Genomic DNA, 20,979 nt, shown 5'->3' with positions numbered 1-20,979 from the left:
AAAACTACATTTTTTATTATTCACAGCCTATCTCAATAATTATGAAATAGCAGAAAAAGCTCCGCCGAAGCGGAGCTTTTTCTTATGTCGGATATTTATTCAAGTCCTGACCATCTGAACTCTACAAGGTCAGAGTCAAAGCCGCTGTTTTCCACAAAGTCGCGGAGCTTCTGCATCTCTTCCTCGGGAGTGTGCCATTCGTACGTGATGATGACCTTTTTGTTTATTGCGTCCATTTCCTTGTTGGTACGATCTATTCCGACAGACCGTACGTTGTTTTCGAGCATATAGCAGTAAATCTTCTCTCTTATGAGATTGAGCTCCGAATCGTCATCGGGATCATAAGGGATATTGCGGATAAGGTCTGTTTTTACATAATGCTCGATAAGGTAAATATCAAGGCTTGAGCGTGAGTATGTGTCTGCGCCGTCTTTTCTGACAAATACATACTTGTCTGCGAACTGCTCGGGCATTTTCTCCTTTGGAACCACAGAGATATTTATGTACTGGTCTTCACAGTATTCGTTTATCATCTTCATTATGGTATCGAGATCAGTAATGTAGTCGATGATACCGAGAAGATGCTTCTGTATGTTCTGTGCGTCCCCAACTGTCACGCCGTCGCCGTCCATATCAGCATTGGCTCTGCCTTCCTCTGAAAGCTTATACTTATCGGGATTTGCAAGGCACTGCATTATCAGAACAACGTCTGACATATCAACCTGACCGTCGTTATTAGAGTCGCCTTTAAGCGTACCCTTATCGTCTTTACCATAAAGCGGTATCTTGCTGTCATATTCAAAGCCTGCAAACTTCGGGCTCAGCTGTACAAGGTTGAGAGCGTCCGCAAACATATCCGCAGCTTCTTCCTTGGTGTACCTGCTGCCTGATATCGGGTTTGCACTTACCTTGATATATCTTTTGTGGTATTTTACAGCGTCGGTATCCTCATTGATGTAATAGAAGTGAGAATTACCCATATTGAAAAGACTGCCTGTGTTTCCAACAAGACTGCGCAGGAATACTTCGAACTGCTCTTCAAATCTGCCGTCAGTGCTTAACATCTTTGACACATCGTTGGAGCCGACTACCTCGTTTATTATCACATTACCCTTAGAATCGGTAAATTCAGGCGGCAGGTCCACCAAAAATGACAGATGATAATTCTCCGCCGCTTTTGCTGCCGACTCCGCAGTCCATACCCTGTAGCCTCTTCTCTCGGTCATGTCATTTTCGGCGAAGTATGCTTTCATCTCCTCCTCAGTCATATTGCGTAAGTTATTGAAGAAGGTATCGCTGAGGAACTTATCCACATTATGATAGCGCAGGTCAATGAAATCAGAAGCGTCATTGCGGTAAAGTCTGATAATTTCGGGCTTTTCGGGAGGATTTCCTCCGACGAGGAGATAATATCCGTCCTCAAGGTCGAATCTTCCGAAATGGGTGTACATACCTGTACCGTTCCATTTGCCTTTATAAACTTCAAAATCCGACCATGTTATATTCTGCTTTTTCTTGGCTATTACCTTAACATCGTCAAGTGTCATGATCTTTTCGCCTTGAGTAAAGTCTGTTATTTCCTCTGTCTCTGAACTCAGTCTGTACGGGGAGATATCATAAACACCTGTAAGATCAACAGCACCGCCGCCGTTATCGTCGGGATACTTGGAAAGTTCTTCCCTGATAGCCTTTTGCAGCTTGCAGAACTCAGCCACAGGCATGAATACCTCGCCTACGTCGTAATTGGTGAAGTATACATAGTCTCCTGCGCTGGTCTTGAAATATACGGCAGTTCCCATATGATTCGACTCGCCCGAGAGGAAATACTTTTCCTTGATAACAACATCGGGAGAGATACGTTCTTTGACGATATCACTGTCCAGATATACTGCATAGGCTCTCTGATCCACTTCTCCGTAAGGCAGCTTTACTTCCTTGCCGTCCCTGATAGTCGACCTGCCTGACTTATATTCCTGAAGCTCCTCATTATAGAATGAGAACCAGCCGTCGGTATGCTCCACTACGTAGTAGCATATGTTCATATATTTGCTGTCAAAAGCTTCGTCGATATTGCTGTATTCCGAGAATACAAAGCGAACAGGGGTATTATACAGCCTGAAAACGTTCTTGAATGTATCGGCGTTAAGGTCTCTCAGCTGATTGAATGCGTCGTCGCCCAAGTCAGCAGGGGGCTCGTTATCCATAGTATAAGGGATATTGCAGAAGTATACTGTAGGATTTATAAGCGCAAGCGCGGTCGAAGTAATACTTGTTGAGTATAAATAGCCGTTGTCCTCAAGGTATTTGAAAAGCTTGTAGGGATTTGTTCTGTTTTCAGCATCATCTTGACAGAGAAAAAGCTGAAAATCGCCTATTAATGCGCTGCTTTCATAATCACTTTCCTTATATCCCACCGAAGAAGCAACTTTCATGAGCTCCTTGTAGTTTTCGTTGTTTTTGTCCATTTCATAAGGAAGACCGATGCGTATACTGTAGCCGCCTGATATAGAATTTGCGGTATCCTCGTATACAGCAAGATGTCCTGTCACTGAGACAGCGTCAGGGAGCTTTTGCAGCATTTCCAGCAGAGTATTGAACTGCTCATAGGTCATGCTGCCGAATAAACGGTAGATATCCCCATCGTTTGCCAGTTTTGGCGCTTTATATCCCTTGTCGGCAAGAGCATTGCTTATATATCCCTTGTCGGCAAGAGCATTGCTTATCTTGTCTATAGGCAGCTTCACGCCCTCTTTCATACGAACCACGACCTCGGGATATATAACTTCAAATTTGTGCAGCCTGCCGTTTTTATCCATGAGAATTCTCGTATTTGAGCCTGTATGCATGAAATAGCCTGTATCGTAGCTGCCTGCTCCTGCGTATTCGCCGCCGCAGAGCTCAGCAAAGACCTCGTCGGCAGTCATAACCTCATAGCACTCGACAGGTACCGAGGTCGGCTGTTCGGCGATATATTGAAGTCGGGATATCTCCATTTTTTCAACGTGAAGCTCCTTTGTTCCTGTGTTTTGCACTTCGGCAGAAGAAGTATCGGCAGCTATAGCTGTAAAGGGCATTGCAGCACTGCCTGACAGCATAGCGGCGGTAAGCATTATACTTATAAGCTTTTTCATAGTATCAACTCCTTTGGTTTTGTAATGTTAAGGACGGATAATTTTTACCTTTCACTATATTAGACACGTTTTTTTCGGATTTTTCTCACCTGTTTTCAAAAAAATTTTGTATTAACTAAAATCTCCCGAAACAAAGGCGTTTCTTCTATTAATTATACACTTTAGTCCCGAAAAAGTCCATTAATAAATCGAAAACAATTTATCCGCATATTCTTTGTTGACAATTATTCAAAAAAACTTTATAATCAAGGTGAGAAAAAACGCATAAAAATGGTACTAATAATATAGAAGGATAATTTTACGGATAATTCTTACTTTTCCAATGAAAGGAGCTGTCTATGGATAACGGTGCAAGCAGCTACCGCCGTTTCCTTGATGGTGACAGAAATTCTTTTACCGAACTGGTCAGAGAGTACTGGGACGGTCTTACACTATATCTTTTTGGCTTTACCAACAGCATTACAGAAGCCGAGGAATTCGCCGAGGAGGTCTTTCTCAAGCTATATGCGGAAAGACCGCCTTTCTCGGGAAAGAGCTCGTTCAAAACATGGCTTTATGCTATCGGGCGCAATACGGTTCTGAATATGCTTAGAAAACGCAGAAAAATCCGTGAAGCGTCCCTTGACGGCTTCTATGACGTTTCTGACAGAGAGGATATAGAACGGAACCATATACATGACGAGAACAAGAAGCTACTGTACGGAGCTATGGAGGACCTGCACAGCGATTACAGGCAGGTCCTGTATCTGGTATATTTTGAGAATTTCGGAGTTGCCGAAACGGCTGAGATAATGCATAAAAGCGAGCGGCAGGTATACAATCTTCTGTACCGCGCAAAGGCGGCGCTGAAGAAAACACTTGAAAAGGAGGGCTTTGAATATGAGGAGCTATGAAGAGATCTCAAACAGAATAATGGAACGCGGCGACAAGCTCATAGAGTCCGCCAAAGTCAGAGCCGCAAAGATAAGACATACCTCCTATGCGGTATCGGGTATGTGCGCCGCTGCCATAGCCGGCATAGGCGTCTGGCATATAGCTTCATATGTAAAGAAGCCCGATGACGGCTTCAAGGGCTCGGGCATCGTATCCGCAACGGAAACTATTACAGAGAACACATCGTCTGCCGAGATAACAACCGCTCTTACCACAACATTCCCAAAGGCAACGGCAGCCGCTAAGACCACAAAGATGACCACAGACAGAAAAAACAGCGATACAACATCGGCTGTACCTGCTGTAACTACAGCAGCTGTGCAGACAACCTCTGCAAAGACAAGTACCGTCCACGTAACTACTTCGGGAAATAACGCAAACGAAACAGCCATTCCCGAATCTCCTGCAAAAACTACAACAGCAGATGATCCCACACCTGTAACTACTACGGTCAGACCTGTATCACCTGACGGCAACGGTAACGGCAATTCAGGCAATTCAGGCGAGGAATCAGTACGAATAACTACCTCTGTTCATATCGAAGACGGACCAACTACCACAAGTGCTTCTATTAACGAAACATCGACTGAAACTATCACCACAGCAAAGTCAGGACCGCAAATGGGCGATGGAGGATACGTACCGCCCACGTCAACCACAACTACCAGCTTGCAGGACGTTTTCCGTGCAAATCCTTCATATATCACACTGAACGAAGTTCGCTACGAAAAGCAGGCTGAGGTCTCGGCGGAAAGCATAGGCAGCTATCTACACAGAGTCGATGTGCATATCATGTATATAAGGGAAAATATCAGATCCGTAATGAAAGCATACCTGATAGAGGGCGTTGACGAAGAAGAAGCCGTCGCAGTTCAGCTTAAGGATACAGATGAGTATTACCTGTTCAGGAATACATCTTATAAAAAAGATGAGGCCGAATAAACCTTTGTAAATACGAAAAAAGCTCTGCCTTGCGGAGCTTTTTTTATAACATATCTATTGCCGGTATTTCCTGTAGACGTTAAATTACAGTTGATATATTTTTTTATTTTAACTTGAAATATACTTAGTGTTTTTCGTCGGAAATTACGTCTAATAAGTAAGAACACAGGATCATGTGCGAAAGGAGTCTGAATAATGGGCAACGGTGAAAGTAGCTACCGCCGTTTCCTTGCAGGCGATGACAGCGGTATGGTTGAGCTGGTGCATGAGTTCAGAGACGGACTTATGCTGTATCTGCAAAGTTATACCCATAATATCAGCGATGCAGAAGACTGTGTACAGGACACATTTATCAGACTTGCAGTAAAGAAACCCAAGTTCAGCGGAAAAAGTTCATTCAAGACATGGCTTTATGCAATAGGAAGAAACATCGCGGCTGATCACCGCAGGCATGACAAGCGAAACAGGAACGTCTCACTGGACGCTCAGGCTCCCCTTGCTGATGAAGCTGATCTTGAAAGAGCTTATCTGGTAACTGAACAGAGAATAAATCTTCGTCACACAATGCAAAAACTCAAGGATGAATATCAGCAGGTGCTTTACCTGACTTATTTTGAGGGCTTCAGCAACGATGAAACTGCAAGGATAATCGGCAAATCAAGGAAACAGACAGAAAATCTCCTGTACAATGCAAGGAAGGCGCTTAGAACAGAACTCGAAAAAGGGGGCTTCAGCTATGAAAACTTATGATGAAATGGCTAAATACGTGCTTGAAGTCCGCGATGAACACGAGAAGAAAAGAAAGAGAAGAATATATATCGCAAAAAGAGCAGTTCCTGCCTTGGCGGGAGTTTTAGGGGCTTTTATCATAGGCTTTGGCTTGTGGAATAACTACAAGAGACCTGATACGCTGCCGACTCCAAGCACTGTCGTTGAGTGCGAAACTACAATGACTGCTTCAACTGCTCAGACTACACCAAAAGCAGTGACAACTGCTTTGACAACATCGGCTGTGACATCTAAAATAGACGCAAATACAACGACATCAACAACAGCGGCTTCGTCTTCTACGGCAGTATATGTTACCACAAAGGCAGCGACAACAGCTGCAAAACCTGAAACTACTGCTACACAGATAACATCGAAACCAGCTGCTGAGACCATATCTTCAACTACACCCCGCATAACATCAACAACGACTCTAACGCAGACGGTAACAACTACAACAACTGATCCCGAAATGACGGGCGGTCCGCCTGCAAAATCAACTCAGCCGCCAGGAGGTGAGACACCGCCCGGCAGTGCTCATAATCCGTGGTATGATATGCCTGTTCACAAGCAGTATTATAATGCGTTTCTGGAGGGCTATGTAGCTGTACTCAAGCCTATCTACCGCAGCGGATATCCCATATCCTTTGAATATGTAGGAGCGCGTATCAGCAGCGCAGATATGAAAAGTCAGTATTATGTTGACGGAGAGGTAAAGAGCTGCAAAGCAGAGGCGTATTTTATAAACGGATTCAGCGATGATGATATTGTGGCGATCAAATTCGACGGACATGATGAATATTATCTGTATCACACAGATAAAACTGATTTGTACAGTTTAATGAGGATTATTCCGCCTCTTGAAACATGATTTTATTATGAAAGGGTGACTTTTATGAAAAAAACTAAAAAATATATCGCTGCTTTAATGGCGGCAGTAATGACAGCGGCTTCATCGACTGTAATGCCTGTTATGGCGGATGGCGAAAACATAGACACTGTCCATGATTCATCGCTTATACTCTCCGATGATACTATAAGCACTGATAAGGCAATAAATGCTTTTCTTTGGGACAGTGAGACAAATACAAGAAATATAAACGCCTATACAGCTTTGAATTCGGATCATAAAACAATTGAGGTACACAGCGTTGAACCAGCTGTTATTGAAGCTGTGAAAGAATATGTAAAGGCAAATGCTATCAACGAAGAACTGATAATGTATGTTATTGACGAAGAGGAGGAACAGCTTACAGGCACTTATTTTGATGAACTTCCCTCCAGTGACAGCACACAGGAAGCTGCACTGCGTTTCATGCTCACAAATTATATAAATGATAATAATATCGATGCATGGATATACGATAAAGAGTCTACGCCTGACGGTATAATATTCATAGGGTATTATCGCAAAAACGAGAATATCCCCCTTGACATCATAAATCAGGTCGAAAAAAAAGGATTCGATCCGCAATTGGTCAATTTTGTAAAGGAAGATCATGAAAAGGACGGACTTATCGAAGATATCGACGTGATAAAAAGGCTTATCAACTGGTATATCTCCGAGAACAAACTGAATGCAGGGATAGTTCCTGAATTTGAGCTTCTTGACGGTCTTGACAGCAATGTTCTATATGTGGAGTATACTGCGGAAAAGACTGATATTCCAGATAAGCTTGCAGCATACATCAAAGACAGAAAGATCAATCCCGAACTTGTAAAAACAGGCATTTCGGGCAGCTTTTCAAAGCAGAACGAATCCACTGTGGGAATCAGCTTTGAAGAATTCAGCAAGCTTACAGAAGATGAAGTAAAGGCTATGTTCGAGGAAAAAGGACTAAAAGATTCAATGCACAACAGGCTGTGGACAGAGGAAAAACTCAGGAATGAGCTTGTATGCGGAGAAGTATGGGTACTGCTTAAACCTAATCCGTTTCCTGTATCAAATCCTGATTTAGCAGATGATTATAAGGTTTACTGGGAGGACAATAGATTTGCTTCTGCATTGGAGCTTCCCGAGAAATCATTCACCTTCAAGCAGAATTCCACTGTTCATGTAGCTTTTGGCGATGAGAACGGTTCTGACAATAACGAATACTGCTCATGCTATATCAGCCCTAAAACTGCGAATAATGTTGAAGCTGTAAAGCTTTTGACAGCAGCTCTTAATTACGTTCAGCTCAACCCATATTTTGTTGACTTCTATTACAATTATTGGGGCGCGGCGGTTAATCCCACAGTACAGGTAAAAGGCGATATAAACGGTGACGGCAAATTCACTATTGCCGATATTGTCACATTTAAAAAGTGGCTTTACGGTATTTCCGATACTTCGCTCGCAAACTGGGAGGCTGCCGACTTCTGTGAGGACGGAGTGCTGGATTCCTTTGATTTCTGCATAATGCGCCGCAAAATAATTGAGAAATATGGCATAACAGCTGACGAAAGCGAAAAAACAGGCGCAGTTTCTTCTGCAAAGCCTGCCGTTCCAAATGCAGTTCATACAAATTTAAGCGTAAGCTATGACGAAGCAAAAGAGCGCTTCGGCTATCCTGTAGAGAAGTGCACAAGAAGCGATTTCCTCGGCTATAAAGTCGGAATAGTCAGTCAAAACGGAAAAACTGACTCAAAGGAGGCTTTCTGCCTTGACCTGACATACGAATTTGAGAATGGACTCGTCTATATCGCAGATCAGGACAGATCGGCAGGAAAAATAGCTAATCACGGTGTAAAACAGTATGAGTACAAGGGAAGGATATTTGTTGAAGAACAGGATTCAGGCACAGACGGAAAGATATATATCGGCTATTATCCGACCGATATGGGCGGACTTGGCTATCGCGCCATATTCGATAAGGACACCGATATCAACGAGATAATGGATACCATAATAGCCTTAGAGCTGTAAATAAAATGGCAAGGAAACAGCCGTGCTTAATGCACGGCTGTTTTTTATTGCTGTAAATATTCTTCCAGTGTCATAACATTGCCATTTGCTGTTGCTTTGTAGGCATAGTAGGAAAGTATCTCTGAGGCATCAACAGCGTTTATCCTGCCATCTTTGTTGACATCGGCTGCCTTTTTCTGTGTATCGTCAAAACCTGTGCTCTGACCTGTAGAAACTTTTGAATAATGCTCCAGAACCAGAGAAGCGTCTATGGCATTTACTGAGCCGCTGTTGTCAACGTCGCCGAGGAGATTTTCATCTGTAGCGTATTTCTTTTTTCTGTCGAGAAATTCTTTTGTTCTCTCATACTGATAACGCCCCATATCAGATGGTTTAAGACCTATCTTATCAAGATAAAGCATAAGAACCACACTATCATCTACATCTATTTTGCCATTAAGATCAATATCGCCGTACTGCGTTATTCTTGCGTTCACGTCATCCGGCAATATCTCTTCAGAGTCAGCACCACGAGCTATTTCTTCTTTGCGAGCAGCGTAAAATAAAAGGTCGTAGCTGTCATAAAAATCGACCTCACCGTCGCCGTTTAAGTCCTTTTCTGTTTCATTGCTGTCAAGATGTCTGAAAACTTTAAGCTGTTCCTCTGTATAATCTTCATCTATTGTCTCGCTTCTGAGTTCTTCCATATATTCGATAAACTTGTCTACATGGTCGGGGCCGTCAGCTGTCATAAAATCGTAGTCTCTTAATACTTCTCTTATTTCATCATTTGTGGGATACTCGCCATGCAAGTAAAGATAATACCTTGCTGCATCTTTTGTACCTTCAACACTATCACCTATCACAAGCTGGCTTATGTCTTCAACTTTCGCTTTTTCGTGCTTTTCTTTACGCTGTTCTTTAGAAGCCGGAGTACCATAGCATATGTTCATTAATGCTTCCTCGTCGTAAAGCTCATACAGTTCTTTGTAATTTTTGAAATCTTTCGCATACTGACCGTATTTGTCCCTGCATTCCTCTATATGCTCCGTATAAAGCTCATACTCAAATAAGTCCTTTACATCAAACTCGCCGTCATAATTAAAGTCATAATCCCACTGTATTTCCTTCCAATGACTATAATAGTACATCTCCATAAATATGTGCTCTATTCTGGTCTCGTTTGCAGCAAATACACCTGTAGGGTTTGCTGTAGCCGCTATTCCCATAGCAGATAAGAAAGCTATCATTTTTTTCATAGTAACACTCCCTTCGTATACTTCCGTAATGGTGGTCGTCACAGCCTCGGTTGCAGTCGGCGGCTCGACTGTTGTCCTTGCCTGCCCTGTTGCCTTTGCTGTGCGGTTTGGGGTTGTTTTGACGGCTGTGGTGGTCTGAGTCTTTGCGGTGGCCGCCGACTTTTCAGCCGAAGTCGATGATACCGCGGTCACTGCCGTCTCTGTGGAGGTCTTCGCCAGAGTCGTTACACTTGCAGATGTCGTTGCACTTACGATAACATTATCGTTATTCGGAAAATCTACAGGCTTTTTGTTTTTTACTGCTGCAAAGCATACCGCAATGCCAAAGCATAAACTCAAAGCTACAGGAGCCATGCGTTTCAGATAAAGCTTTTTCCGCTCTTGCCGCTCTAAATGAGCGTCTAATTTTGCGAGGACGCTTTGATACATCTCGTCATTATTCTTCATATGCAAAGCCCCTCCTTTCAAGCTCAGTCTTTAATGAAGCCTTGGCGTTATAGAGCAGATTTTCTATCTGCCGTCTTGACTTTTTCATAATTGAAGCAGCTTCTTCATTGCTAAATCCCTCAAAAAACGTCAGATACAGCACCTGTCTGTACTCCAGTTTAAGTTTATGCATAGCCTTATGCAAGACCTGCTTTTGCTCGCTTTTCAGGTATTCATCTTCAATATTCTTTTCGTCAGCAAAATATTCCTGTGATTCCAACGGTACGACATCAAGTTTTGTATTTTTGCGAAGATATGTAACGGAAGTATTCCTGCCAATGGCATAGAGCCACGTTTTAAAGGACGACTTTTCCGAAAATTTCGGTTTTTTTATGGCAATGACCGTAAAAGTCTCCTCCGTCAGGTCTTCGGCTGTATGGATATTTTGTACAAAGCTGTTCAAATACAACATCAAGCCCACACGATATTCACATATTATCTCGCGCAGTCCTTCTCTGTCGCCCGCAAGAAAACGGCGGTAGCTACGGGCACCGTTATCCATGTGGGTTCCTCCTCTCAGGGATATTATTTATCCCTTCACTTATTAGTACCTTTTTTTCATCAAAACTCTAAGATATCAAAGATATTTTTTATTTTTAACCATTTTATCACGGTTTTATAGTCATTTCAATAACTTTTTACAGTAATAAACCAAGTATTTATAAGTTTCTAAAACAATCACAAAATATTTTTCTAAAAAAGCTTGACAAGCTCTCCGTTTTGTGATAAAATATTATGGTACTGCGGAGCTACTGGTTTTACAGTCCGCCTCGGTAAGTCTGTGCCGTGTGAAAAATTTCAGACATATGCGGATATGGCGGAATTGGCAGACGCGTATGGTTCAGGTCCATATGAACGCAAGTTCATGCAGGTTCAAGTCCTGTTATCCGCACCATATTTAGACGTCACAATGGAGATAATACTCATTTGACGTTAGTGAAAAGCATCCCTATTTATAGGGATGCTTTTCTTTTTTCGTTCCTACCTTTCATCATTGCTCACTTTCTAATAGCGACTCAGTAGGCAGCCATTAGCCATGCTTATCATTTGCCTCTTCGGCATTAACCCTCTCGCACCCTTGTGTCATACCTCCTCACCATATCTCACCCTCCATTTTTCTGCTGACCATATAAAGAATCAAGCCGATAGCTTTGGTAACTATCGGCTTTTTATATTTTAATTATTAAACAGTGAATCATAGCTCTGCTTGATTAAGCCTTTAATATACACTAAATCATCGCCAGGATAGATTCTTAGCTTTGCTTTCTTAGCCCAGTTGTAGTTATCCCCAAGAAGCTCTATTTTGCCTTGCGGATCAGAATACTCAATAGTACGAAGCATCAAATGGCAGTAGCCAGAGTTAAAATGAAAGTCAGCAAAGCTTTTCCCGTCGCTATGGGGCTTTTTTGTGCCGTACGTACAAAATGGTTCAGTTCACATAAACAGGTGGCTTTTTATTCTTCATGCATGAAAAGCATAGATATTTTGTACCTTAATTCTGCTTAGTATCAAGTGGCAGTATGACGTTTGCAGTGAACATATCTCCGTCAATGACGACTTCAAACTGACCGCCGCAGGCTTCGGTGAAGCTCTTGGCTATGGACAGTCCGAGACCATTGCCCTCGGTAGTTCTTGATCTGTCGCCGCGGGTAAAGCGCTCGGTTATCTCCTCGGGAGTGAAATCCATTTCCTCTGCGGAGATATTCTTGACGGAAATATGTGTAGACGTGTCATCGTTGTCAAGAGTAACGTATATCCTTGTGCCTTCCATTGAATACTTCAGCGCATTATCTATAAGATTCTGCAATACGCGGTAGAGCTTTCTGCCCTCTGCCATTATGGGCGCAGCCTGCACCTTGATATCCGTGCGGACTTCCATACCCGACTGCGCTATCTTGTCCGCCATATCACCTATCACCTGCTGAGTAAGGATAACCGCGTCTATTTCCTCATTGCTGACATCGGTATGGCTTGTTGCCTTTGCAAGGTCGAAAAGGTCTGATACCATTGCTTTCAGGCGGTCTGATTTCTGGCTGATGATAGTCACGTAATCCCTTGCCGCAGGACTCATCTCCTCAGCTGAAAGCAGGTCTATATAGCTTATTATCGAAGTCAGCGGAGTTTTCAGGTCATGAGATACATTTGTGACAAGCTCAACCTTCATACGCTCGGACTGCACCTGCTTGTCTACTGCACTCTTTATGCCGTCTGAAATATTATTGAGGTTGTTTGTCATACCGTATGCAGGAGACTTTTCAGAGACAACTCTCGGCGAATAGTCACCGCCGTTCATATCGGCTATCTGCTTTGCTACGCCTGCTATCTCCGCGTGGTCGCGGAAGCTGAAATAAACATAGACCAAAAGCACGATGACAGAACCGAACATGAAGCCTTCGATATTATGGTATGGGTACGGCAGAGAGAAAACTGCCATTACAAACTCTGCTCCGACAGCTATGGCTGTGCGGATAATGAATCTTCGCATAAAAATGTCTTTTTTCAGGGAGATTTTCTCGATATGCTTCATACTGCGATGATTTAAGATCCTGCGGATAAATGAAGCAGATTTCTTCAGATACTTCCAGATAAAAGCGAGTATCTTACAGATAAGCGAGGTCTTGAACAAGCTTTTACATTTAATGCGTGTGGAAAGAGTTATAAGACTGCCGAGACCTATTGCATAACAGGCAGTAACAGCACTTCCTGTGATTATGCCGCCCATGTCAACATCGGTGTAGTACTCGGCAAGAGAACGCCTGATATCGTCTATCCCGTATGCCAGAGTAATAACGCCAGCCACAGTCCCGCCTATGAATATCACAGGCAGCTCCGCAAATATACGGTCAGGCATTGAAAGCACAAACTTCTTTTTCTCTGCGTCATAGCCGCATACAAAAAGCAGAACAATACCTATGATGATTCCTGCAATTCCCACAGGCAGAAATGGCATAGCTCTGTGCACTGAATCCTGCTCCGCAGTCTCGCGCTGTGAATGATAGCTCTCATACTCCGCGATAAGCTGGTCTGAGGGCTTGATATAAATAGTTATGTCGTTATTATTTTCTTTATATTTCTGGAATTTATCCTTTCTTACCTTTAACCATTCTCTGCTTTGCTCATCAAAGAACATATAAACATCGGTATCTGTTACCTCGGACATATCCCAGACATTTTCAATGCTTTTGTCCTCGTCGGTTATACCGCTGCCGTCAAATCCGTTTCTTTCATCAGGGAGAACGTAATGTACATTCTCTCTGTCATAGTCGAACTGTTCAAGAGCCTCACGGTTTGCACTCTCATAGCTGAAATTATCTATATTCGTTTTTTCGGGAAGAGGAGTACTTCCGTCGGTCCTGTAGTATATTTTTGCACCGTTTTCGTCTATATAGCTGTCCAATCCCGTAGTATCGAAATCATACAGCGCAACAGCCTGCTTTGGCAGCGAGCCGTACATTATGTAATATGTAAGCCCGTAATTCGTTGTATACCAATGCATATCGGGATTATAATGCCAGTTTACGCCCTTGGGAATTTTGCTCACGCCGCCATTTTCATACTCGATACTGTATTCACCTTTTAGGGCTTCAGGGACGCTATTCATACAGATGGATTCTCCGCAGCTTGCATAATACTTAAAACCGCGTGGATTATCAATTACAAGATGACCGTTCCTGTCCATGAGACCAAGCTCCTGCATAGCCTGTTTTATTGACTTTTCGTACTCCTTGGAACAGGTATATTTGCTTTTATCATCTACATTGCGCAGATATATACTGCTTATCGCCCAGAGCTTGTCGAACAGCTCATTCATATCTCGCGTATATTCATAGCTTTCCATAACATCAGCGCGGTTATTGCGGTCTTCTACCTGCTTCATGTTTTCATTTATAATGAAAACGCACTGAAAAACGCATATTCCCACAAGCACGCAGGATATTATAAACGCGATTATACGCGTAAGCCGCTTTTTCATGATCATATTATCACTCCTATTGTTTCTCCACTTTATAGCCAATGCCCCAGACTACCTTCAAGTAGCGCGGTTCACTGGGATTTATCTCTATTTTTTCTCTTATGTGGCGGATATGTACCATAACAGTGTTCTCGATAGAGTAAGAGTCCTCGTTCCACACACGGGAGTATATCTCCTCTGCGGAGAAAATACGCCCTGCATTTGACATGAGAAGCTCGGTTATCTTGTACTCTGTAGCTGTCAGCTTCACAGGAGAACCGTCCACAGAGAGCTGTTTAGCGTCCCTGTCAAGAACAAGACCGCCTATGCGGACAACATTCCCCTTCTGAACGCTGTCTGCCGCACCAAGGCTCAGATATCGGCGCAGGTTGGAATTAACGCGAGCCACAAGCTCCATAGGATTATAGGGCTTGGTGATATAATCATCAGCTCCCATGGAAAGCCCCAGTATCTTATCGCTGTCCTCTGACTTTGCGGAGAGAACTATTATGGGGATATTCTTTGTATCGCGTATCTTCATCATAGCCGACAGTCCGTCCAGCTTCGGCATCATAACATCAATAAGTATGAGCTGAATGTCGTTCTGCATGAGAGAGTCTATGGCTTCAAGACCGTTGTACGCCTTGTATATCCTGTAGCCCTCACGGGAAAGGAGCGTGGCAATAGCGTTTACGATATCGTGGTCGTCGTCCACCACAAGTATTGAAGAATTTTCGATATTTATCATGATAAAAGTCCTTTCGGCAGTAAAAACTAATTGTACTTATATATTTTACCGCTGTGCTTTTCTTCTGTCAATATTATAAAGTGCATTTCTTGTTTTTCCCCTGCCGAAAATCTTAATTTTTTCTTAATATTAAAAAAAGCTCGGATTTTTTTGTAAAAAGTGAAATATCCCACGAAATAATTCGACTATATAAGCAAGAGGGACCTCAACCTCCCGAAAGGAGGAGCACACATGAATGATAAAAGTATCATCGAACTTTTCCGAATAAGAGATGAACAGGCAATTGCCGAACTAAAGCTGAAATACGACAGACTTTGCTGTCATATCGCAGGAAATATCCTTTCACGGCGCGAGGACATCGAGGAGTGCATAAACTCCGCCTACTATGATATATGGAACAGGATACCGCCGGACGAGCCTGACGACCTTAAGACCTACCTGTGCCGCATAGTCAAGAACAAGGCTATAGACCGCCTGAAATACAACACCGCAGCCAAGCGCGATTCGCAGCTGAGCGTATCGCTGGACGAGCTTGCCGAGTGTATCCCCGACAGGCGTGATGACAATATTTCCGCACAGGAGCTCGCCGCGTCAATAAGCCGTTTCCTGCGAACTCAGGACGAACGGCACCGCAAGATTTTCGTGCGGCGCTACTGGTACGGCGACAGCCTTTCAAAGATAGCCGAGTATTTCGGCATGAACGAGAAAACAGTTGCCACATATCTTTTTCGGACAAGAAAGAAGCTAAAGGAATTTTTGAAGAAAGAGGGTTTCGAGCATGAATAAAATGAAATTATTTGAAGCCATTGACCTCATCGACGACGACCTTATCAGAGAAGCCGATATAAGCTCCGAAACATCGGCAAAACGCCTAACAGAAGATGAGTCCGCTATTACTGTATCAGGAGTTGAGGTACGCAGCGGTATAAGGTGGCAGCGCATAGCCGCTCTCGCCTCGGCATTCATACTTATAGCAGGCTTCGGCGCAGTAGGAGCGCTTCTCCACAAGTACCGTCCAACAAGGCATATCAAGCCGTCTGATGTAATACTGCCTGCGGCTACGGAGAAAACCACCGAAACTGAGAATAAGCAGACGGAAAGCACCGAAGCTGCAACCAAGAAAGAAAAGGATAAAGAGAAAGAAACAAAGGAAAGCACAAATACAGCTCCCACAACTAAGGCAAATGAGGAGAAAAAGCCTGCTGCTGTGAACTCCCAAGCCGATAACGACGAGTTGCCAGCAAATGTTGAAAACAACGCTCCCGATGAAAAGCCAACCGAGCTCAATACAGAACCCAAAAAGACAATATCTGCACCTACAACTCAGAAGCCTGTTACTACAGCCCAAACTACCACAACTATAGTAAAAACAACATTTCCAAAAGTAACGGAACCGACATCTGCAACAGAGCCTTGGGTAATACATCTGCCATGTACCAAAGCTTCAAATGTAACATGGCGTTCGTACCAGTGTCCAGAAATGTTTGAGATACTCAGAAGCATCCAATACAGACAAATCACCGCAGCTGAATTTGCGGTAACCGACTATGAAGCACCAAATACTTATCTCATAGATAGCAATGATAACAACAGAGTATACGCACTTAATTTTGAACATAAATGGGTCATGAGGTATGGAACAGACGGAACTGACTGTGGTGATGCTCCAATGCCCGACAGACTCTACGAGCTGTTCTGCGGTTCATAAAAACACGAAAGGTCTCCCTCGGGAGACCTTTTACATTTATTATCCGCCATAAAAGGACAAAAGCTGTATTCGCCTATGAATACAGCTCCTCTGATTTGTCCATTACAAAGAAATTACCTCCGTACAGCTGTTGTGCAGATAGCCGACTTTGGTCACGCTCAAATAATAACCCAATTATTTTCGCAAGTATATTATAACATTTATATTCACTAATGTCAATAAGGGGAAGCATTATTTGGAGATTCTTAACAAATATTGCACCTTATTTTATATTTATGTAAAAAAATCACTTATCTATCTTATCACCGCGCACAATAAGTATATCATTTTGCTTGATACGTAAGTCGTCCACAGGCATTACGGTCAGCTCTCCGCGGAGTATCACAAGGATACGGACGTTGAACCTCTCGTCAGCCTCCACAACAGTCAGTCCCCTGAATACACTTTCCTTATCAACAAGGACCTCCCCTACCTCGTCAAGGTCGCTGAAACGCACGTCGGAGTACTGCTTCTTGGTGTACTGCTCAACGAAACCTGCACTGATGATACCTGTAGGGACAGCAACTGCTCCCACGCCGAGAAAGGCGCTGAGTATAGCCATTATCTTGCCTATAACCGTCACGGGGTAGATATCTCCGTAGCCAACGGTGAGAAGCGTGGAAACGCTCCACCATATACCCGAAAAGGCGTTTTTGAACACTCCCGGCTGAGCATTATGCTCGGCGCTGTAGATACCCAGCGACGAAGCCAGCATAAGCACGATTATGATGAATACCGAGGATATTATCTGGTTCTTCTTCTCCACAAGGACCGTGGTTATGACGTGGAACGAGTCGTAATGGGCGTTTACTCTGAAAAGGTGAAGTATCCGCACAACTCTCAGCATACGGAACACGATAAATCCGCTGAGGAAGAAAAACGGCAGTATAGTCAGCAGGTCAACGATACCGTCAAAGGAACGCAGGAATCTCAGCCTTGCGCCCATTGGACTTTTCTTGGGATAGAGCAGGTCGGCAGTCCAGATACGCAGGATATACTCGATACAGAAAACTCCCACGGTAACGGTCTCAACGGCTCTGAACAGCATGGAATAGCCCGAAATCTCGTCAAATGTACCGAGAAAAACTATAGTTATATTGAGTAATATAACCGCCACTATGAAGTAATCAAACAGCAGGCTGGGCAGGTCGTTTCTGTTGCCTATCTGGATAATGTCAAAAATGCGCTTCTTTGCGCTTTTTCTTGTCTTGTCACTCAATTCCGCTCAGCTCCCTGTAAAGTTTTCTCGCGTAGCCGTCGGTCATGCCGCAGATGTAGTCCGTCACAAGCATAAGGCGGAGATAGAGCTTCTCAGCCTCGGACTTACCCTCGGCGCTGACCTTGTAGGCGCGGATATAGTTCTCGGATATGAGCCGCATGACGCGCTGTTCAATGGCGGAGCTTTCAAGTTCCGTATCGTAAAGCACAGCCGCACGGGTGAACTTGTCAAGGAGGAATTCGTATATCTCCCCTGCCGCCACTTCAAGCTTGTATATCTCCTTAGATTTAAACACGAAACGGTAAGCCATATCGCCCAGCGCATAGGCAAGAGCGTTTCCGTGAGAGACTGCAATTATCTCCTTGGGGAATGTGCCCTCCATGATAGCGCTGTAATTGCTGGTGAAGCCGTAAGCGGCACATCTCAGCAGAACGCCCTGCACGTAGATTATCCAGCGCTGGACTGCATTCTGCTCGGGAGATGACAGCCCGTTCTCCAACGCCTGTGCATAGTAGGATTCAAGCTTTTCAACAGCTCTGCTGTACTCCTCACGCTCGCCCTCGTCGGCACACTTGTCCATATAGGTGTTTTTCAGCTCATAAAGAAGCTGAGAATAGCTGATAAAGCCCTTTTTCACAGCGTCCTCGGTGTCGGCGGTCTTGTATGCGATATCGTCGGCGGCTTCAAGGATAAACGCCAAAGGGTGACGGCAGTCCACTGCTCCCGTGGAGCTCACGATATCCTCGAATATTTCCCTGTCTGCGTAGTAATAGCCCATTTTCTTGTCCTTGATGTTGCCGCTTTTCTTGTTTATACCGGTGGACGGAACAGGATACTTTATAATAGTATTAAGCAGCGGATAGGTCAGATTCATGCCGTTTCCGTCAACGAGAAAATGAAGCTTTGTCAGCAGTCTCAGCGCCTGCGCATTGCCCTCGAAATTGCACAGGTCTCCCATCATCTGAGGTGCGAGAAGTTCGTCAATCTTCTTGCCGCCGAACTCCATTTTCGGGAGATTTCTCCTGAACCAGTCACGGACGTAGTCCTCGCCGAAATGTCCGAAAGGCGGATTTCCGATATCATGTACAAGTCCCGCACATTCAAGAATACTGCATATCTTCTCAATATCGGACTCCTGAAGCTCACTATCCTTTTTATATTGCAGTATATTGCGGAATATCATCTGTCCGAGAGATTTTGCAAATGAGGAGACCTCCAGCGAATGAGTGAGACGGGTGCGCACAAAATCGCCCCTGTCAAGCGGGAATACCTGCGTCTTGTCCTGTAGACGTCGGAATGAAGCGCTGCCGATTATCCTGTGGTAGTCCTTCTGAAATTCGTTTCTCGGGTCGGCGCTGACAGCCGATGTCGAGTAGCTCCTGCGTCTTTTTTCGCAAAGCAGTTCTTTCCAGTTCATATATTCAGCTCCGTTCTTATGGGAATTGGTTTATCTATAGTCATACTGTCGGGAGTAACTATGCAGTCATATGCAAGTATTTTCACGCCCTCACGCTCTGCAAGCCTCAGTGCGTCACCGAATGCTCTGTGAGTAGCGTCATTAGGGCGAAGCTCCCGAATCTCTTTCATCTGAACAACAAAGAGGATATAAGCTCCGAAGCCCTCTTTATGTGCGCGGATAAGCTCGTGGATATGCTTCACACCGCGCTCAGTGGGAGCGTCGGGAAAGCTTGCAGAACCGTCATTTTCAAGGGTAACTCCCTTGACTTCAAGGAAAGAGACCTTTCCTCCGTCCTCTATGCGGAAATCGAAACGCGACTCCCCGTATGTAAATTCACGGCGAATCACAGCCTGCGTTGAAAAGAGCTCCCCTTTTCTCAGCCATTCCCCGACTGCGGCATTGGGTATCTGGGAGTCCATATTCACCAGCAGAGGCGGTTTGCCGCTTCTCAGCTTTTCAACGGCAACAAGGTCATATTTCGTCTTGCGGCTCAGATTGTCCGACTCTTCAAGATAAACGGTACAGCCCTTGGTAAGAAGCTCTCTGCATCTGCCCGTATTCTTAACATGGACAGTCTCCTCACTGCCGCCAATCAGGACTTTAGCGATAAATCTGTTGGGACGGCATATGAACTCCGCCGCCTTAATATTTTTGTACTTCATTCAGCGCTTCTGCTCCTTTTTGTCGGCTTCGATGACGTCCATATAGTGCATTTCCCTGTACTTTTTGGGAGTCATGCCGTTGACCTTTCGAAAAACGCTGATAAAGGCGCTCTGGGATGAAAAACCAAGTGCAAGCGATATATCAAGGCAGGTAAAATCCGAGTTTTTCAGCAGGTTCTCAGCAGTGGATATCTTCGCCTTAGTGACAAAGGACTTCACACTCATGCCTGTTTCCTTTGAAAAGAGTTTGGAGAGGTACGACTGATTCAGCCCTACATATTCCGCAAGTACGTTCAGCGTCAGCTCCTCGTGGAGATGCTCGTAGATATAGTCGATACATCTGCGAACATGGAGGGAGATAACATTCTCCTTTTTGAGAACTCTCATTCGCTCCGCAAAATCAAGCTGCATTTCGAGAAAGAGGTCGATGATCTTTTCCACGTCATTCAGCTTATCTGCTCGCTGTATGTAAATATCGCTGAGGGTATAAGCCGTATCATGGGGCAGTCCTCCCTCAACGCAAAAACGGCACACAAGGGCTACTGCCGTTACAAAATGATAAACTATATTGCGCACAGGATCGTCGGAAAGAGTTCCCTTGCCTGCGAAAAAGTTCTTCCGAACCGTCTCAAAGCGCTGTTTTACGCCCTCCACGTCCCCTGCCTGTATGGTTCTGTAATAGCTCAGCTCATTCTGGAACGGACTGCGCGTGAAGCCGTCGCTGCGCTGGATATACAGCCTGTAGTTAAGGTCGCGGTCAGTCTTCATAAACTCCCCCCTTCAAAA

The 20,979-nt window shown here is 44.2% G+C and carries 16 protein-coding genes and 1 tRNA gene; 8 read left to right on the top strand and 9 right to left on the bottom strand.

The window, feature by feature from the left end; genetic code table 11:
• Window positions 1-95 precede the first annotated feature (95 nt).
• On the bottom strand, window positions 96-3,131 hold the full coding sequence (locus BT105_RS15275) for a dockerin type I repeat-containing protein (protein ID WP_072300209.1): 3,036 nt from the start codon (window positions 3,129-3,131) through the stop codon (window positions 96-98).
• A 338-nt stretch (window positions 3,132-3,469) separates the two neighbouring features.
• On the opposite strand from BT105_RS15275, the gene BT105_RS07850 reads away from it, so the two are divergent.
• The 5 genes from BT105_RS07850 to BT105_RS07830 all read left to right on the top strand — a co-directional run bounded on the left by BT105_RS07850 (window position 3,470) and on the right by BT105_RS07830 (window position 8,682).
• Entirely contained in the window at window positions 3,470-4,024 is a 555-nt protein-coding gene (locus tag BT105_RS07850; RefSeq protein WP_072300208.1) for an RNA polymerase sigma factor, read from the top strand.
• On the top strand, window positions 4,011-5,006 hold the full coding sequence (locus tag BT105_RS07845) for a hypothetical protein (protein WP_072300207.1): 996 nt from the start codon (window positions 4,011-4,013) through the stop codon (window positions 5,004-5,006). The genes BT105_RS07850 and BT105_RS07845 overlap by 14 nt, the downstream gene beginning before the upstream one ends.
• Before the next feature lie 195 nt (window positions 5,007-5,201).
• Complete coding sequence (locus BT105_RS07840) at window positions 5,202-5,756, top strand: RNA polymerase sigma factor (protein ID WP_072300206.1); 555 nt, start codon at window positions 5,202-5,204, stop codon at window positions 5,754-5,756.
• A complete protein-coding gene (locus tag BT105_RS07835) occupies window positions 5,743-6,645 on the top strand; it encodes a hypothetical protein (RefSeq protein WP_072300205.1) in 903 nt (300 codons plus the stop codon). Before BT105_RS07840 ends, BT105_RS07835 begins: the two co-directional genes overlap by 14 nt.
• 24 nt (window positions 6,646-6,669) lie before the next feature.
• A complete protein-coding gene (locus BT105_RS07830) occupies window positions 6,670-8,682 on the top strand; it encodes a dockerin type I repeat-containing protein (protein ID WP_072300204.1) in 2,013 nt (670 codons plus the stop codon).
• 44 nt (window positions 8,683-8,726) lie between these two features.
• Here the strand turns inward: BT105_RS07830 and BT105_RS14680 are convergent, their stop codons facing one another.
• Entirely contained in the window at window positions 8,727-10,367 is a 1,641-nt protein-coding gene (locus tag BT105_RS14680; RefSeq protein ID WP_081367834.1) for a dockerin type I domain-containing protein, read from the bottom strand.
• Complete coding sequence (locus BT105_RS07820) at window positions 10,357-10,908, bottom strand: RNA polymerase sigma factor (protein WP_072300203.1); 552 nt, start codon at window positions 10,906-10,908, stop codon at window positions 10,357-10,359. The genes BT105_RS14680 and BT105_RS07820 overlap by 11 nt, the downstream gene beginning before the upstream one ends.
• A 306-nt stretch (window positions 10,909-11,214) precedes the next feature.
• On the opposite strand from BT105_RS07820, the gene BT105_RS07815 reads away from it, so the two are divergent.
• Window positions 11,215-11,301: transfer RNA gene (locus tag BT105_RS07815), tRNA-Leu, on the top strand.
• A 597-nt stretch (window positions 11,302-11,898) separates the two neighbouring features.
• Here the strand turns inward: BT105_RS07815 and BT105_RS07810 are convergent.
• Both BT105_RS07810 and BT105_RS07805 read right to left on the bottom strand, forming a co-directional pair.
• Window positions 11,899-14,385: a sensor histidine kinase gene (locus BT105_RS07810; RefSeq protein ID WP_072300202.1), complete on the bottom strand. Its 2,487-nt coding sequence runs from the start codon at window positions 14,383-14,385 to the stop codon at window positions 11,899-11,901.
• A 10-nt stretch (window positions 14,386-14,395) separates the two neighbouring features.
• Window positions 14,396-15,106, bottom strand: coding sequence for a response regulator transcription factor (locus tag BT105_RS07805; RefSeq protein ID WP_072300201.1), 711 nt, complete (start codon window positions 15,104-15,106; stop codon window positions 14,396-14,398).
• A 231-nt stretch (window positions 15,107-15,337) separates the two neighbouring features.
• Here BT105_RS07805 and BT105_RS07800 point away from each other — a divergent pair, with 231 nt between their 5' ends.
• Both BT105_RS07800 and BT105_RS07795 read left to right on the top strand, forming a co-directional pair.
• Window positions 15,338-15,892: an RNA polymerase sigma factor gene (locus BT105_RS07800; protein ID WP_072300200.1), complete on the top strand. Its 555-nt coding sequence runs from the start codon at window positions 15,338-15,340 to the stop codon at window positions 15,890-15,892.
• The gene (locus BT105_RS07795) at window positions 15,885-16,814 is read left to right on the top strand and encodes a hypothetical protein (RefSeq protein ID WP_072300199.1); all 930 of its coding nucleotides are present in this window, start codon (window positions 15,885-15,887) and stop codon (window positions 16,812-16,814) included. The genes BT105_RS07800 and BT105_RS07795 overlap by 8 nt, the downstream gene beginning before the upstream one ends.
• A gap of 286 nt (window positions 16,815-17,100) precedes the next feature.
• Here BT105_RS07795 and BT105_RS07790 read toward each other — a convergent pair whose 3' ends face one another.
• Genes BT105_RS07790 through BT105_RS07775 form a run of 4 tightly spaced genes read right to left on the bottom strand, consistent with a single transcriptional unit; the run spans window position 17,101 to window position 20,961 of the window.
• Window positions 17,101-18,072, bottom strand: coding sequence for an ion transporter (locus BT105_RS07790; RefSeq protein ID WP_072300198.1), 972 nt, complete (start codon window positions 18,070-18,072; stop codon window positions 17,101-17,103).
• A complete protein-coding gene (locus BT105_RS07785; RefSeq protein ID WP_072300197.1) occupies window positions 18,065-19,489 on the bottom strand; it encodes a deoxyguanosinetriphosphate triphosphohydrolase in 1,425 nt (474 codons plus the stop codon). The genes BT105_RS07790 and BT105_RS07785 overlap by 8 nt, the downstream gene beginning before the upstream one ends.
• Window positions 19,486-20,193 carry a DNA/RNA nuclease SfsA gene (gene sfsA / locus BT105_RS07780; RefSeq protein WP_072300196.1) on the bottom strand — a complete coding sequence of 236 codons (708 nt, stop codon included), beginning with the start codon at window positions 20,191-20,193 and terminating at the stop codon, window positions 19,486-19,488. Before sfsA ends, BT105_RS07785 begins: the two co-directional genes overlap by 4 nt.
• A complete protein-coding gene (locus tag BT105_RS07775) occupies window positions 20,194-20,961 on the bottom strand; it encodes a helix-turn-helix transcriptional regulator (RefSeq protein WP_072300195.1) in 768 nt (255 codons plus the stop codon).
• Between the last annotated feature and the right edge of the window lie 18 nt (window positions 20,962-20,979).

Source organism: Ruminococcus flavefaciens (genome assembly GCF_900119075.1).
Classification (GTDB): domain Bacteria; phylum Bacillota; class Clostridia; order Oscillospirales; family Ruminococcaceae; genus Ruminococcus; species Ruminococcus flavefaciens_Q.
The sequence above is the reverse complement of the archived record's forward strand: the minus strand, read 5'-3'. Positions and strand labels throughout refer to the sequence as shown.